Origin of the sequence: Microterricola viridarii, from assembly GCF_900104895.1 — a bacterium.
GTDB classification, from domain to species: Bacteria; Actinomycetota; Actinomycetes; order Actinomycetales; family Microbacteriaceae; genus Microterricola; species Microterricola viridarii.
Genome location: NZ_LT629742.1, coordinates 734,357 through 748,315 on the forward strand (window position 1 = coordinate 734,357; position 13,959 = coordinate 748,315).

The following is a 13,959-nucleotide window of genomic DNA, read 5'->3' on the forward strand; positions in this document are numbered from 1 at the left end:
CGTCGCACACGGCATCCGCTCGGGACTAGCCCAGTTGCGCGCTGATGCGAGCGGTCGTGTCGAGCAGGTCGGGCAGGTGGCGCCGGAGTGCGTCCAGGTCGTTGACGACCTTGATAGAGCTGATGGAGAGGGCGCCGAGCACGGTGCCGGTGGAGTTGGCGATGGGGGCGGCGATGCAGTTCATGAAGTCCTCGAACTCGCTGTCGTCGACGCCCCACCCGCGGCCGGAGATCGTGGCGAGATCGGCGTCGAGGCTGGCGCGGGAGGTGTGCGTGGTGCCGGTGAACGCCGTCCACTCGGTGCCGGCCAGCAGCTCGTCGCGGCGTTGGCTCGGCAGCTGCGCCAGGATCACCTTGCCGACCCCGGTGGCCTGCGGCAACACCGGCAGGCCGATCCGCGAGTACATGCGCACACTGGAATCTCCCTCGACCTTGTCGATGTAGACGACGCTGCGCTCCAGCAGCTGGGCCAGGTGCACGGTCGTGCCGACGCGGCGCTGCAGGGCCCGCAGCTCCTCGTGGGCGACGCGGCGCAGGTCGAAGTTGTCGAGCGCCTGCTGCGCGATCGCGATGATGCGGGTGCCGATGGCGTACTGCCCGTCGGCTCGGTGCATCACGAAACCGGCGCGCTCGAGCGTCTGCAGCTGGCGGAACACGGTCGTGCGGTGCACCTCGAAGTGGGTGGCGACCTCGTTCAGGCTGCGCGGGCTGGCGGCGAGCAACTCGATGATCTCGGTCGCACGGTGGATTGTCTGTGACACGGCGATCTCCCCTAGAGTGAACTCACTAGCCATTCTTGCACAGGCTGTTGCAGCATATGCACACCGCGCCGGCGTGGGTGGACAGGCAACGACCGGCCGAGCGCCGAGAAACCGAGGAATGGTGCCCGACTGGATCCTGCGCGGCGGCGAGGTGATCGACGGACTCGGCGGTGCGCGCTTCCGCGCCGACGTGCACATCAGCGCCGGCCGGATCAGCGCGATCGTGCCTGTCGAATCGGCCTCAAGGGTTGAGCCGGTCGTAACCCAGGCCCGCATCCTCGACGTCGCCGGGCTGATCGTCGCCCCGGGCTTCATCGACATGCACGCCCACTCCGACCTCGCCGTGCTCGCCGACCCGGCCCACCTCGCCAAGGTGCAGCAGGGCGTCACCCTCGAGGTCGTCGGCCAGGACGGCCTCGGCTACTCGCCCGTCACCGACGCCACCATGGCGGCGACGCGCGCCCAGCTCGCCGGCTGGAACGGCGCCCCCGAGCTCGACTACGCCTGGCGAAGCGTCGCCGACTACCTCGACCGCGTCGACGGGGGAGCGGCGACGAACGTCGCCGTGCTCGTGCCGCACGGCACCGCGCGCATGAACGTGATGGGCATGGATGCGGCATCCGCGAGCCCGGAGCAGCTCGACCAGATCCGCGCATATGTCGATCAGGGCATGCGCGACGGGGCCGTCGGGATGTCGACCGGGCTGACGTATGCGCCCGGCATGTACGCCAGCGACGCCGAGCTCGCGCACGCCCTCGCGGCGGTGCGCGCACACGGCGGCTACTACTGCCCGCACCACCGGAACTACGGCGCCGAGGTCGTGCAGGGCTACGCCGACTGCCTCGAGCTGGCCGCCCGCGCCGGGGTGCCTCTGCACCTGGCGCACTGCCACGTGAACTTCCCGCTGAACCGCGGCCGCGCCCCCGAGGTGCTCGCCGCGATCGACGCGGCCATCGCCGCCGGCGGCGACGTCACCCTTGACGCCTACCCGTACCTCTCCAGCGCCACCTACCTCTCCTCCATGCTGCCCGGCTGGGCGCAGTCCGACGGCGCCGACGCCACCCTGGCGCTGCTCGCCGACCCGGCCACCCGCGCAGCCATCCTGCACGAGCTCGAGGTCACCGGCTCCGACGGCCAGCACGGCGTGCCCGTCGACTGGCAGACGATCTCGATCTCGGCCGTCGCCGACCCGGCCAACGCCTGGGCCGTCGGCCACACCATCGCGGAGCTCGCCACAGCACGGGGCATCGCCCCCGGCGAGCTCTTCGCCGAGCTGCTCATCGCCGACCGGCTGGGCCCCGGCTGCCTGATGGCGGTCGGCAACGCCGAGAACATGGAGGCGGTGATGCTGCACGGCGCGCACACCGTCGGCACCGACGGCATCCTCGTCGGCGAGAAGCCGCACCCGCGCGGCTGGGGCTCCTTCCCGCTCTGGCTCGGCCACTTCGCCCGGGACAGGGGGCTGCTCAGCCTCGAAGAAGCCGTGCTGCACGCCACCTCGCGCCCGGCCGCCCGCCTCGGCCTCCTCGATCGCGGTGTCGTCGCGGTCGGCAACTGGGCAGACCTCGTCCTGCTTGACCCGGATGCCGTCGGCTCCCCGGCCAGCTATGACGAGCCGACGTTGCCGCCGACCGGCATCCCGCACGTGTTCGTCAACGGCGTGCCCACCCTGCTGGACGGCCGCCGCACCGCCGAGCTGCCCGGCCGCGCCATCCGCGGCGCCGGGGCGCAGACCGCGCGCGGCGACCTGTCAAACCACCCGGGCACCGCGCCCGCGCACCGAGGAGACACGCATGACTGAGCTGCCGACCACCGCCCGGGGCGCCGCGCCCGAGGCCCTCTGCATCGGCGAGACGATGGTGATGCTCGTGCCGGAGCCGGGGGAGCCGTTGGCGCACGCGGAATCCGTCGCCACGCACATCGGCGGCGCCGAGTCCAACGTCGCCTCTGGCCTGGCCAGCCTCGGCATCGGCGCCGAGTGGTTCAGCCGCCTCGGCGCCGACCCGCTGGCCGCGCGCATCCTCGGCGAGCTGCAGGCACGCGGCGTCGACACCCGCGGCGTCACGACCGATCCCAGCCGGCCCACCGGCCTCTACCTCAAAGACCACGGTTCCGGCTCCAGCCGGGTGTACTACTACCGTGCGGGCTCCGCGGCCTCGGCCCTCGGCCCCGCCGACCTCGACGCCCTCGCCCTGGAGAGCCGCCGCCTCGTGCACGTCTCCGGCATCACCGCTGCCCTCTCCGACAGCTGCGACGCGCTGCTGCAGCGCATCCTCGTCGAGCGGGCCGCTGCCATCACCGCCGCCGTCAGCTTCGACGTCAACTATCGCCCGGCGCTGTGGGGCATCGCCGAGGCGGCGCCGCGCCTGCTCGAGCTGGCCCGCGCCGCCGACCTCGTCATCGTCGGCCGCGACGAGGCCGAGACGCTCTGGGGAACGACCGACGCCGCCAGCGTGCGGGCGCTGATCCCGGATGCCGCGCAGCTCGTCGTGAAGGACGCGGAGTTCGGCGCCACCCAGTTCGACGCGCACGGCGCCAGCTACGTGCCCGCGCTGCGCGTGGACGTGGTCGAGGCCGTCGGCGCCGGCGATGCCTTCGCGGCCGGCTACCTCGCCGCCTGGCTGAGCGGCACCGACACGGCGACGGCGCTCCGGCTCGGCCACATCATGGCCGGGTACACCCTCGGCGCGGTCAGCGACATCGTCGACCTGCCGTCCCCCGAGCTGCTGTTCGCGCTCGCCCAGACTCCCGACGACGAGTGGCAGGCGCTGCGGCTGCCCGCCCCCTCCGTCGTCTCCCACCGCTCCCAGCCCACCACGTAGAAAGAGGCCACCATGGCGAACGACATCGAAACCCTGCTCGGCGAATCGCCGATCATGGCCATCCTCCGCAATATGACACCGGACGCGGCCGTCGCCCTCGCTCACCGCGCCTGGGACCTCGGCATCGACCTCGTCGAGGTGCCGATCCAGACCCCGGATGCCGTGCCCAGCCTGGAGGCCGTCATCCGCGCCGGAGCCGAGCGCGGCAAGCTCGTCGGCTCCGGCACGATCGTCACGGTGGAGCAGGTGGAGGTGAGCAAGCGCCTCGGCGCCGCGTTCTCGGTGGCGCCCGGCCTGAACCGGGACGTGGCCGAGGCCAGCACGCGCCTCGCCGTGCCGCACCTGCCCGGCATCGCGACCGCCACCGAGATCCAGGACGCCGTCGGCATGGGCTTCACCTGGGTGAAGGCGTTCCCGGCCGCGGTGCTCGGCACAAGTTGGTTCGCCACCATGCGAGGGCCGTTCCCGAACGTGCGCTTCGTGGCCACCGGTGGAATGGATGCCGGCAACGCCCGCGCCTTCCTCGCGGCCGGCGTCTCGACCGTCGCCGTCGGCGCGGCCCTCGCCGACCCGAACCAGGTCGACCTCCTCGCCGAGATCCTCGCGGAACCGCGCTCATGAGCCACCCGCTGGACATCGCGCCGAGCTGGGCGGACAAGGGCATCTGGCGGCCGGAGGGGGAACCCAGCGCCGATCTCGAGGGCCATCTGGCCGAGCGGCCCGCACTTTTCGGAGGCAGCAGCGCCTGGCCGGTCATGGTTCTGCGCGAGGAGGAACTCGCCCACAACCTCGCCGCCCTCGCCGCATTCTCTGAACGGCATGAGCTGCTGTTCGCGCCGCACGGCAAGACCTCGATGGCGCCACAGCTCTGGCAGCGCCAGATCGACGCGGGCGCCTGGGGCATCACCGTGGCGACCCCGGCACAGCTCCTCATCGCGCGCCGGGCCGGTATCGCCCGGGTGCTGCTGGCCAACGAGGTTCTCGACACGACCGCGCTCGACTGGATCGCCGCCGAGCTGGCCACGGAGCCCGGCTTCGAGTTCGCCTGCCTCGTGGACTCCGCGGCCGGCGTGCGCGCGGCGGCGGCGGCCGGCCTCGCACACGGCCTGGACTCCGCGCGCGGCGGGTTCCCGGTGCTCATCGACCTCGGCTTCCCCGGCGGGCGCACAGGGTTGCGCAGTGTCGCCGAGGCGCGCGAGCTCGCCGGGCTGGTCGCCGCCACCCCCGGCATCCGGATCGCGGGCGTCTCCTCCTACGAGGGAGGGCTGCCCACCGTCGAGGAGGTGCAGGACTACTTCGCCCGCGTGCGCACCCTCGTCGAGGAGCTCGCCGCCGCCGGCCAGCTGCCCGCCGACGCGATCGTCACCGCCGGAGGCAGCGCCTACTTCGATCAGGTCGCCAGTGAGCTCTCGATCGGCTGGGCACGCGGGGTGCTGCCCGGCGCCCGGGTCGTGCTGCGCAGCGGCGCCTACGTCAGCCACGACCACGGCACATACGTGCGCAAGACGGCATACAACCGCATCCCCGCCGAGGGCGCCCTCGCCGGCGCGCTCCAGGTGTGGGCGCAGGTGCTCTCGGCACCCGAACCCGGGCTCGCCCTCGTCGGCATGGGCAAGCGCGACGCCCCCTACGACTCGGGGCTGCCCGTCCCGCTGCTGCTGCGCCGCGCGGATGCCGCAGGCCGGCTGGCCGAGTCGGTGAACGAGTCGATCGCCGGCGCCGAGATCACGGCGCTCGACGATCACCACGGCTACCTGAAACTGCCAGAGGGGGTTACGGTGCAGCCCGGCGACCTCGTCGCCTTCGGCATCTCGCACCCGTGCACGGCGTTCGACAAGTGGCGCAACATCCCCGTGGTCGACGCCAACGATACGATCGTCGACGTCGTGCGCACCTATCTCTAACGCACGACCCCGCCAGCTCCAAAGCATTCCCTGAAAGGCATACTCATGAACGCAACGCTCCTTGTCGGCGGATACACCGGTGATTCCGGAGCCGGGGTCGGCATCGAGACGGTGCGGGCGCGGAGCGCCGCCGGGCTCGAGGCGGTCGGTACCGCCGTGCCGGCCGACTCGCCGTCTTACCTCGCGCGACACCCGCGCCTCGACGTCGTCTACGCCGCGTGCGAGCAGATCGCCGAGGTGCGGGCGTTCACCGTGCGCGACGGCGGCCAGGTGCTCGAGCCGCTCGGCGCGGCCTGGGGGGCGGGCAGCCTGGTCTGTCACGTCGCCGTGGACCCGCACGGCCGCTGGCTCGTCGCGAGCAGCTACGGCGACGGCGTCGTGCACCTGTACACCCTCGACGAGAACGGGGCGATTACAGCCAGCTTCGAGGGCCCGGCCGCGATCGACCGCGCAGCTGCCGCGGCCGGCACCCCGCCCCGCCCGAGTCGGGCGCACGCCGCCCTCGCCCTCCCGGACGGCCGCATTGCCACGACCGACCTCGGGCATGATCTGCTGCGCATCTGGAGCGTGGTCGAGGGCGCCGGCGGGCTCGCGCTCGCGTTGGAGCAGGAGCTGGCGCTGCCCGCCGGGAGCGGGCCGCGCCTGTTGGACCTGCACCCGAACGGCTGCATCTACATCATCACCGAGTACTCCATCGAGATCCTCGTCGTCGCTCCGAACCCCGCGGACGACACATATTCACTCGCAGGCATATTCCCGATCCTGACCGACGGCGAGGCGCCGGCCGAGGGCGACGCGGGCGGACACATCAGCATCGACGCGGACGCCGCCCGCGTCTACCTGACGGTGCGCCGGCGCAACACGCTGCACACCTTCGGAATCGCGGATGACGGCCGCACGCCGCACCCGCTGGCCGAGACCGCCAGCGGCGGCAGCTGGCCGCGGCACCACCTGCAGCAGGGCGACCAGCTCCACGTCACGAACCAGCTCTCGAACATCGTCACCACCTTCCAGCTCGACGCCGACGGCATCCCGCGCTCCGTGCTCGGCGAGCTCGCCACCGGCTCGCCCAGCTGCCTCCTCCCGCTCTAGGCGCCCGTCGGTCACCAACCCCGCACGCAGCCCGCCCGCCCCGTCGGCTCGAGGGCGCGCCAGCGACCGAAGCCAACCCTCGCCCCCGCCCCAATCCGCCATTCCCCGAACTCCCTCAGATCGGCCTGCCCGTTCCGCGACGAACGAACATAGACTGGCGACGAGGGAGCTCGTCGGAATCGGGGTCGTTTCACTCGGGGTCGGCACTTGGCTCTCGAACTGTGGAGCGACGATGGGGAGTTACACGTGCAGCACACCGACATTCCGAGCAGAGACAGCATCCTGAGCCTCGCCACCGCGCGAGATCCACTGAGCGTGTCGATCTATCTGCCGACCAGCCCATTGCCGCAGGAGTCCGAAGCCTCCCGCATCGCCCTGCGCAACCAGGTCGATGAGGCGCAACGCCAGCTGCTTGCGGTCGGGGCCGACAAACGCGAGGTGGCCGCGATCACCGAGCAGATCGGCGACTTCATCGCCGACCGCGCGTTCTGGACCCACCTCTCCAACAGCCTCGCGATCTTCGTGACGCCGACCTCGTTGAAGACCTACCGCCTGCCGAACCGCCTCGAGGCGGCCGTCGAGGTGGCCGACCGCTTCTACGTGAAGCCGTTGATGCGGGCGGCGACCTTCCCGCAGACCGCCTACGTGCTCGCCCTCGCCCAGAACTCCGTGCGGCTGCTGGAGATCAGCGCCGACGACGTCCCGCACCGCATCACGGTGGACGGCATGCCGGAGAACGTCGCAGACGGCGCCGGGCTCGACCCGATCGCGGGTCGTTCACCGGTCGGCCACCAGACGGGAGGGCGCGCGGGCGGTGGCAATACCCCCGCCGGGCGGGTTCAGGGTGCAGAGGGGCAGAAGGTGCGCATGGCCGAGTACTCGCGCGCGATCGTGCGCGCGCTCCGGCCGCTGTTCAACGGCCTGAACGTGCCGCTGATCATCGCCGGGGCCGAGCCGCTCGTCAGCATCTTCCGCAGCGTCGCCACCTACCCGCACCTGGCTAGCCAGACGATCACGGGCAATCCGGAGGAGATTCCGGATGCCGATCTGGCGGCATCCGCCCGGCTGATCCTCGACGAGATCTACGCGGCCCAGCTGGCTGCGCTGCGCGACAACTTCGCCGACAGGCACGCGAACGGGCGGGCGTCCACCGACCTCAGCGACGTCGCACGCGCGGCCACCTTCGGCGCGATCGAGACGCTGTTCGTCGACATCGACCGCTCCATCCCCGGCCGGATCGACTCGGAGTCCGGGGCCGTGACCGTCGCGGATGAGGACAACGCCGTCAACTACGGCGTCGTCGACGAGATCCTGCGGCGCGCGCTGCTCAGCGGCTCGCAGATCTTCGCGGTGCGCGCGGAGGACGTGCCGGGCGGCGGCGCCTTCGCCGCCACCCTGCGCTTCGCGGCGTAGCCCAGGCGACGACGAAAACAACACGGCGGCGGCGCGACTCCATTGGGGTCGCGCCGCTTCCCCGTCGACGGTGCCCGGCGTTTCCCGAACAAGTCATTGTCAGGAATCCTAACTAACCGCTACGCTGGCATCGTTCGCGCCGATCGGGGGACGGCAAGCATCACAGAGGACCGCGCCCCGTGGCACACGCGTGAACATCTCACCCCGTGCTGACCACGCGAGACGAAGGCGTCCATGACTGAGAGCAACCGAACCCCCGGTGCAGACGGAGCGGCACCCGGCGCCGCTCCGAGCCCTGCGCCCACAGACCCGACCGCGCACGAGGGCGAAGAGCACGCGCGGCGACACTTCACCCTCGTACTCACCTCGCTGCTCGTGCTCGTCGTGCTGGTGGCCGCGGTGGCGGTCGTGATCGCCGCGATCGTCCTGGCGCGCGGCGGGCCGGTCGGGGGCGCGGATGCCGACGACGCCGGCGCCGCAGACGGGGCCGCGCTGGGAGACGGCGTCGCAGCGGCGAGCGGGCCCGGCAGCCTGGCCTGGGCCAGCCCGCTCGGCGCCGAGAGCTGGGGCACCCCGGCCGTCGCCGGTGACCTCGTGCTCGCCGGCGCCAACAACGGTGTGCTCTCCGCCTTCACCCATGCGGACGGCGAGAAGGCGTGGGAGTTCGACACCGGCGGCCAGGTCCGCAGCGCGGCGCTCGTGGGAGGCGACGCCGTCTACGTCACCAGCGACAGCGGAATGGTCTTCGCACTCGCCGTCGACGGCTCAGAGCTCTGGCGCGTCGACACCGGCGCCGGGCCGGTGCGGAGGGTCTGGGACGACTTCGGCTCGCGCCCGGCGCTCCTCGGGGATGCGCTCTTCGTCGGCACCGCGGACGGCCGGCTGCTCGCCCTCGCGGCCTCCGACGGGAGCCAGCTCTGGGAGTACGCCACCGGCGCCCCGATGCGCTCCGACCTCACGACGGGCGACGGCCGGGTCTACGCCATCGGCCGCGACGGCGTGGTGCACGCCGTCGACGCGGCATCCGGCACAGCGGTCTGGACCAAGCCACTCCGCGGGGACGGCACCACCTCGCCCGGATTCAGCGACGGCGTGCTCGTCGTCGGCAGCCGGGCGCTCCAGGTTCTCGGGCTCGATGCGGCGACGGGCGAGGAGCTGTGGAGCTCGTCCTACGGGGCATCCTGGGTGCAGTCCGGCGCCACGATCGTGGGCGACCGGGTGACGATCGGCAGCTCAGACATCGGCGAGGTGCGACAGCTCGACCTCGCCACGGGCGCCCCGGCGTGGGTGGCCACGATCGGCGGCTGGCCGTGGGGGATCCCGGCGCATGCCGGCGGCGTCTTCTACGCCAGCAACATCTCGACCGAGGGCATGCAGCCGTGGGAGGCCTCTCTGTTCGCCCTCGACGGCGCCAGCGGCGACGTGCTCTGGAGCGCGGCGACGGGCCCGGCGGCGGAGTGGGCGGTCGACGGCCAGGCCATGTTCGGCATCGCCGGATCTCCCGTCGTCGCTGACGACCTCGTGATCGTGGCCGGCCTCGACGGCGTGCTCTCGGCGTTCCGCCGCTAGGCGCCGCCGGACACGAGAGGGGCCCGGCCGCGAATGCGACCGGGCCCCTCTGTTCCTGCGGGAGTGGCTAGTAGCCGACCACCGGGCCGAACGCGTCGGCCAGCGGCGAGCGGTGCGCGGTGCGCAGCTCGTCGAGGGTCGCGGCGAACTCGCCCTGGATGTCGAGGCCGGAGGTCTCGGAATCCGTCACACCGATGCGGATCACCTCGTACTCGCGACCCTCGCAGAGGCCGCGGAACTTGACGTCGTCCTCGCGCGGGACGCTGACGATCACGCGACCGGTCGACTCCGAGAAGAGGGCCGTCGCTGCGTCGATGCCGTCGCGCTCCATCAGGTCGCCGAGCCAGACGCGGGCGCCGACGCCGAAACGCAGAACAGACTCCACCAGCGCCTGGCCGAGGCCGCCGTCGGAGAGGTCGTGGGCGCTGTCGATGAGGCCCTCGACGGAGGCCGCGTGCAGCAGCCCGGCGAGGCGCTTCTCGGCTGCCAGGTCCACGGCCGGCGGGCGCCCGCCGAGGTGGTCGTGCACGACGCCGGCCCACGCCGAGCCGTCGAGCTCCAGCGCGGTGGTGCCGAGCAGGTAGATGTTGTGTCCGTCGTCCTGCCAGCCGGACGGGATGCGGCGGGCGACGTCGTCGATCACGCCGAGCACGGCGACAACCGGCGTCGGGTGGATCGGGGCGTCGCCGGTCTGGTTGTAGAACGAGACGTTGCCGCCGGTGACGGGAACCTCCAGCTCGAGGCATCCGTCGGAGAGGCCCTCGACGGCCTGGCTGAACTGCCACATGACCTCGGGGTTCTCGGGGGAGCCGAAGTTCAGGCAGTCCGAGATGGCGACCGGCACGGCGCCGGTGGCGGCGACGTTGCGGTAGGCCTCGGCCAGCGCCAGGCGCGCACCCTGCTTCGGGTCGAGCTGGCAGAAGCGGCCGTTCGCGTCGGTGGCGACGGCGAAGCCGAGCCCGCTCTCCTCGTCGATGCGCACCATGCCGCCGTCGTCGGGGAAGGCGAGGGCGGTGTTGCCGCCGACGTAGTGGTCGTACTGGCTGGTGATCCAGCTCTTGTCGGCCAGGTTGGGGCTGCCGACCAGCTGCAGAAGCTGGGCGCGGAGCTCCGCGGCATCCGTCGGGCGGGCCAGCTTCGAGGCGCTGTCGGCCTGCAGGGCGTCGATCCACGTCGGGTAAGCAACGGGGCGGTCGTAGACCGGGCCGTCGACGGCGACCGTGTTCGGGTCGACGTTGACGATCTCCTCGCCGTGCCAGTTGATGACGAGGCGGCCGGTGTCGGTCACCTCGCCGAGCACGCTGGTCTCGACATCCCACTTCTTGACGACCTCGAGGAAGCCGGCGAGTTTCTCCGGGGTGACGATCGCCATCATGCGCTCCTGGCTCTCCGACATGAGGATCTCCTCAGCGGTGAGCGACGGGTCGCGCAGCAGCACGTTCTCGAGGGCGATGACCATGCCGCCGTCGCCGTTGGCCGCGAGCTCGCTGGTCGCACAGCTGATGCCGGCGGCGCCCAGGTCCTGGATGCCCTCGACGAGCTCGTTCTTGAACAGCTCGAGGCAGCACTCGATGAGCACCTTCTCGGCGAAGGGGTCGCCGACCTGCACGGCGGGGCGCTTGGTGGGGCCGCCCTCGTCGAAGCTGTCGGAGGCCAGGATCGACGCGCCGCCGATGCCGTCGCCACCGGTGCGCGCACCGAACAGCACGACCTTGTTGCCGACGCCGCGGGCGTTGGCCAGGTGCAGGTCCTCGTGGCGCAGCACGCCGACGGCGAGGGCGTTCACGAGCGGGTTGGCCTGGTAGACCGAGTCGAAATAGGTCTCGCCGCCGATGTTCGGCAGTCCGAGGCAGTTGCCGTAGAAGCTGATGCCGCTGACGACGCCGTGCACGACGCGGGCGGTGTCGGGGTGGTTGATGTCGCCGAAGCGGAGGGCGTCCATCACGGCGACCGGGCGGGCGCCCATCGAGATGATGTCGCGGACGATGCCGCCGACGCCGGTGGCCGCGCCCTGGAACGGCTCGATGTAGCTGGGGTGGTTGTGGCTCTCGATCTTGAAGGTGACCGCCCAGCCCTCGCCCACGTCGACGACGCCGGCGTTCTCGCCCATGCCGACCATGAGGTTCTTCTTCATGGCGGGGGAGACCTTCTGGCCGAACTGGCGCAGGTAGTTCTTCGAGCTCTTGTAGGAGCAGTGCTCGCTCCACATGACCGAGTACATGGCGAGCTCGCCGCTGGTGGGGCGACGGCCGAGGATCTTCTTGATCTGCTCGTACTCGTCGGGCTTGAGGCCGAGAGCGCCGTAGGGCTGCTCCTTCTCGGGCGTCGCGGCGGCATTCTGAACGGTGTCGGCGACACCGCGGCCCGCAGAAGCAGGCGCAGAAGTAGTGGCAGGGTTTTCGGTCACGAGTGGCGCTCTCCCAAAGCAATGGCACGGCCCGGGATGGCGGGCACGGCTGGCGGATGCTGGCTTCGCCCAGTCTATCGTTCAGCTCTGGGTCCTCCGCCCTCGTGCCCCCGGCCGCCGCGCCTAGGCTGGATGGGCCGATTCCCGGCGCACAGAAGGAGCACAATGGTCAACGCACACGCCGGATTCACGACGTCGGGAGGCGCTGCCGGCGCCGTCTCCGCTGGGAGCGGGGCCGAGCGGATGCCGCGGGCCCGCCGCACCGCGCTGACCCTCGCCGCCGCGCTTCTCAGCGTGCTGCTCGTCGTGCTGCTGAGCGGCTGCTCGAGCAAGCCGCCCGTCGTCGCCTCTGCCGACGCGGCATCCGTCGACGTCGCCGCGACCATCACGGTCAAGGACATGGCGTTCAGCCCGGCCGAGGTCACGATCAAGCTCGGCCAGGCGGTGACCTGGGTCTTCGACGACGGCGTCGTCAAGCACGACGTGGTCGCCGCCGACGGCAGCTTCGTCAGCGAGCTGATGACGCAGGGCAGCTACACGCACGTCTTCACCGAGGCCGGCAGCTTCGACTACGGGTGCAGCCCGCACCCGCGCATGCTCGGCGTCGTCACCGTCGAGTAGCGCCCCCCGCCGACGCCGGTTGATTTCGACAAGCTCAATCAGCGGGAACCCGCCCCGCCCGCGGGTCGACCCCCACCCGCCGTTCGAGCCCCCGCTGGTCGAGCGACCCCCGCTGGTCGAGTAGCGAGGAACGAGCGTATCGAGACCTCGCACCCTGCACAGTTTCCAGCCGTGTCGGCCGTCGATGCGGCCCCGCGCTGGCCTACTCGACCGACGGGATGGGCGCGCCAGCCTGAGCAGCGCCCGCCGCGAATGCCGTCGCGTGCGTGTGCCCGCCGGCCGGCTCGTCGACGAGGTGCGGGCGCCCGCCGGCATCCCGTCGCCAGCGATCGCCGCGCGCATCCGTGAAGCGCAGGCACGGAACGGCCCGCGTCGCGTGCTCGCCCGGTGCGGCAACGCGGGTGAGCCCGGGCTCGACATGCGCGAGGCGCAGCGTGACGCCATCGTCAAGCTCCACGCCCACGTCGAGAATCAGGTGGTGCGACTGGTTCGAGACGACGAGCTCCTTGTCGGCCACCCATGCGGTGACCCGGTCGGCGTGCTCGCGCTTGGCCAGCAGCCAGTCGTGCAGTTCGCGCCGGTGCCGGGCGGCCCGCTCGCGGTGGATCTGCCAGAACGCGGTGCCGAAGGCGGCGATGGTGCCGATCGAGCCGGCCCAGGTGGCGAAGTCGCCGTATCGCTGGGGCATCGTTCCTCCTCCTGCCCGCGAGGGGCGAACGGGGTGAACGATCCATCCTCACGCAGAAGCGCGCCCGGCGCCAGAGGGCCGGGCGCGCTTCGGAGCGTGCGGGTGTGAGGCTACTTCCAGCCGCCGGGAGGGCCGACGATCAGCAGCACCGTCATGATGCCGGCGATGCCGACGACGAAGATGCCGATGAGTGCGGCCGGGTGGTTGAGGAACCAGCGCATGGTGCGGTCGATCCAGTGCTTGTCGCGCGGGTCGTCGCTCAGCTCGCGGCGCCACGGGCCGTTCAGGCGGCCGGTGCGGTCGGCCCAGATGTCGAACGGCACGGTGGCGTATGGCACGATCGCGGTCGCGACGCCGAGCACGATCAGCGGGATCGACCAGCGCTGGTTCACGCCGACGAGCACGGCCGTGAAGGCGTAGGTGAGGAACACCAGACCGTGGATCGACCCGGCGATGAGCACGGGCAATCCGCCGGCATCGAAGCCGTACTTGAGGATCATGGCGCCGATCAGGCCGGTCCAGGTGATGGCCTCGGCTATGGCAAGCGTGCGGTAAAAAAGGCGTGGTGACACGGGGTAAGCACTCCAAAGTGGTGGGGGGTAATCCATCCTCTCAGCCGCGGCATCCATTTGGCATACGTCAAAAGGTTGAACATCGCCGAGGCTCACTCAGTTGTTTTGATT

Annotated in this window: 12 protein-coding genes; 8 read left to right on the top strand and 4 right to left on the bottom strand. The window is 71.5% G+C overall.

Annotation, left to right across the window (positions count from 1 at the left end):
- Positions 1-25: 25 nt before the first annotated feature.
- Positions 26-760: an IclR family transcriptional regulator gene (locus BLT62_RS03410; RefSeq protein ID WP_172829621.1), complete on the bottom strand. Its 735-nt coding sequence runs from the start codon at positions 758-760 to the stop codon at positions 26-28.
- A 118-nt stretch (positions 761-878) separates the two neighbouring features.
- On the opposite strand from BLT62_RS03410, the gene BLT62_RS03415 reads away from it, so the two are divergent.
- The 7 genes from BLT62_RS03415 (at position 879) to BLT62_RS03445 (ending at position 9,560) form a co-directional block, all read left to right on the top strand.
- Positions 879-2,561 carry an N-acyl-D-amino-acid deacylase family protein gene (locus BLT62_RS03415; RefSeq protein WP_083365288.1) on the top strand — a complete coding sequence of 561 codons (1,683 nt, stop codon included), beginning with the start codon at positions 879-881 and terminating at the stop codon, positions 2,559-2,561.
- The gene (locus tag BLT62_RS03420; protein WP_083362797.1) at positions 2,554-3,582 is read left to right on the top strand and encodes a sugar kinase; all 1,029 of its coding nucleotides are present in this window, start codon (positions 2,554-2,556) and stop codon (positions 3,580-3,582) included. Before BLT62_RS03415 ends, BLT62_RS03420 begins: the two co-directional genes overlap by 8 nt.
- Before the next feature lie 12 nt (positions 3,583-3,594).
- A complete protein-coding gene (locus BLT62_RS03425) occupies positions 3,595-4,203 on the top strand; it encodes a bifunctional 4-hydroxy-2-oxoglutarate aldolase/2-dehydro-3-deoxy-phosphogluconate aldolase (RefSeq protein WP_083362798.1) in 609 nt (202 codons plus the stop codon).
- Positions 4,200-5,486, top strand: coding sequence for an alanine racemase (locus tag BLT62_RS03430; RefSeq protein ID WP_083362799.1), 1,287 nt, complete (start codon positions 4,200-4,202; stop codon positions 5,484-5,486). The genes BLT62_RS03425 and BLT62_RS03430 overlap by 4 nt, the downstream gene beginning before the upstream one ends.
- A gap of 45 nt (positions 5,487-5,531) precedes the next feature.
- Positions 5,532-6,578, top strand: a complete 1,047-nt coding sequence (locus tag BLT62_RS03435; protein WP_083362800.1) for a lactonase family protein — start codon at positions 5,532-5,534, stop codon at positions 6,576-6,578.
- A 246-nt stretch (positions 6,579-6,824) separates the two neighbouring features.
- Entirely contained in the window at positions 6,825-7,991 is a 1,167-nt protein-coding gene (locus tag BLT62_RS03440) for a baeRF11 domain-containing protein (RefSeq protein ID WP_083362801.1), read from the top strand.
- A gap of 234 nt (positions 7,992-8,225) precedes the next feature.
- Positions 8,226-9,560 (top strand): outer membrane protein assembly factor BamB family protein, encoded by a 1,335-nt coding sequence (locus tag BLT62_RS03445; RefSeq protein WP_083362802.1) that lies wholly within the window; start codon positions 8,226-8,228, stop codon positions 9,558-9,560.
- Positions 9,561-9,627: 67 nt separating this feature from the next.
- On the opposite strand, the gene purL is transcribed toward BLT62_RS03445, so the two are convergent.
- Entirely contained in the window at positions 9,628-11,967 is a 2,340-nt protein-coding gene (purL, locus tag BLT62_RS03450; protein ID WP_083362803.1) for a phosphoribosylformylglycinamidine synthase subunit PurL, read from the bottom strand.
- A 165-nt stretch (positions 11,968-12,132) separates the two neighbouring features.
- Here purL and BLT62_RS03455 point away from each other — a divergent pair, with 165 nt between their 5' ends.
- Positions 12,133-12,588 (top strand): plastocyanin/azurin family copper-binding protein, encoded by a 456-nt coding sequence (locus BLT62_RS03455; RefSeq protein ID WP_231919329.1) that lies wholly within the window; start codon positions 12,133-12,135, stop codon positions 12,586-12,588.
- 202 nt (positions 12,589-12,790) lie between these two features.
- Here BLT62_RS03455 and BLT62_RS03460 read toward each other — a convergent pair whose 3' ends face one another.
- Both BLT62_RS03460 and BLT62_RS03465 read right to left on the bottom strand, forming a co-directional pair.
- Positions 12,791-13,276, bottom strand: a complete 486-nt coding sequence (locus BLT62_RS03460; protein ID WP_083362804.1) for a hypothetical protein — start codon at positions 13,274-13,276, stop codon at positions 12,791-12,793.
- Positions 13,277-13,386: 110 nt separating this feature from the next.
- Positions 13,387-13,848 (bottom strand): DUF3817 domain-containing protein, encoded by a 462-nt coding sequence (locus BLT62_RS03465; protein WP_104477541.1) that lies wholly within the window; start codon positions 13,846-13,848, stop codon positions 13,387-13,389.
- Positions 13,849-13,959 lie beyond the last annotated feature (111 nt).

What these genes read in the sequence shown, in the direction of transcription:
- BLT62_RS03415 (WP_083365288.1), top strand. Translation starts at nt 879, where the DNA reads ATGGTGCCCGACTGGATCCTGCGCGGCGGCGAGGTGATCGACGGACTC.
- BLT62_RS03420 (WP_083362797.1), top strand. Translation starts at nt 2,554, where the DNA reads ATGACTGAGCTGCCGACCACCGCCCGGGGCGCCGCGCCCGAGGCCCTC.
- BLT62_RS03425 (WP_083362798.1), top strand. Translation starts at nt 3,595, where the DNA reads ATGGCGAACGACATCGAAACCCTGCTCGGCGAATCGCCGATCATGGCC.
- BLT62_RS03430 (WP_083362799.1), top strand. Translation starts at nt 4,200, where the DNA reads ATGAGCCACCCGCTGGACATCGCGCCGAGCTGGGCGGACAAGGGCATC.
- BLT62_RS03435 (WP_083362800.1), top strand. Translation starts at nt 5,532, where the DNA reads ATGAACGCAACGCTCCTTGTCGGCGGATACACCGGTGATTCCGGAGCC.
- BLT62_RS03445 (WP_083362802.1), top strand. Translation starts at nt 8,226, where the DNA reads ATGACTGAGAGCAACCGAACCCCCGGTGCAGACGGAGCGGCACCCGGC.
- BLT62_RS03455 (WP_231919329.1), top strand. Translation starts at nt 12,133, where the DNA reads ATGGTCAACGCACACGCCGGATTCACGACGTCGGGAGGCGCTGCCGGC.
- BLT62_RS03460 (WP_083362804.1), bottom strand. Translation starts at nt 13,276, where the DNA reads ATGCCCCAGCGATACGGCGACTTCGCCACCTGGGCCGGCTCGATCGGC.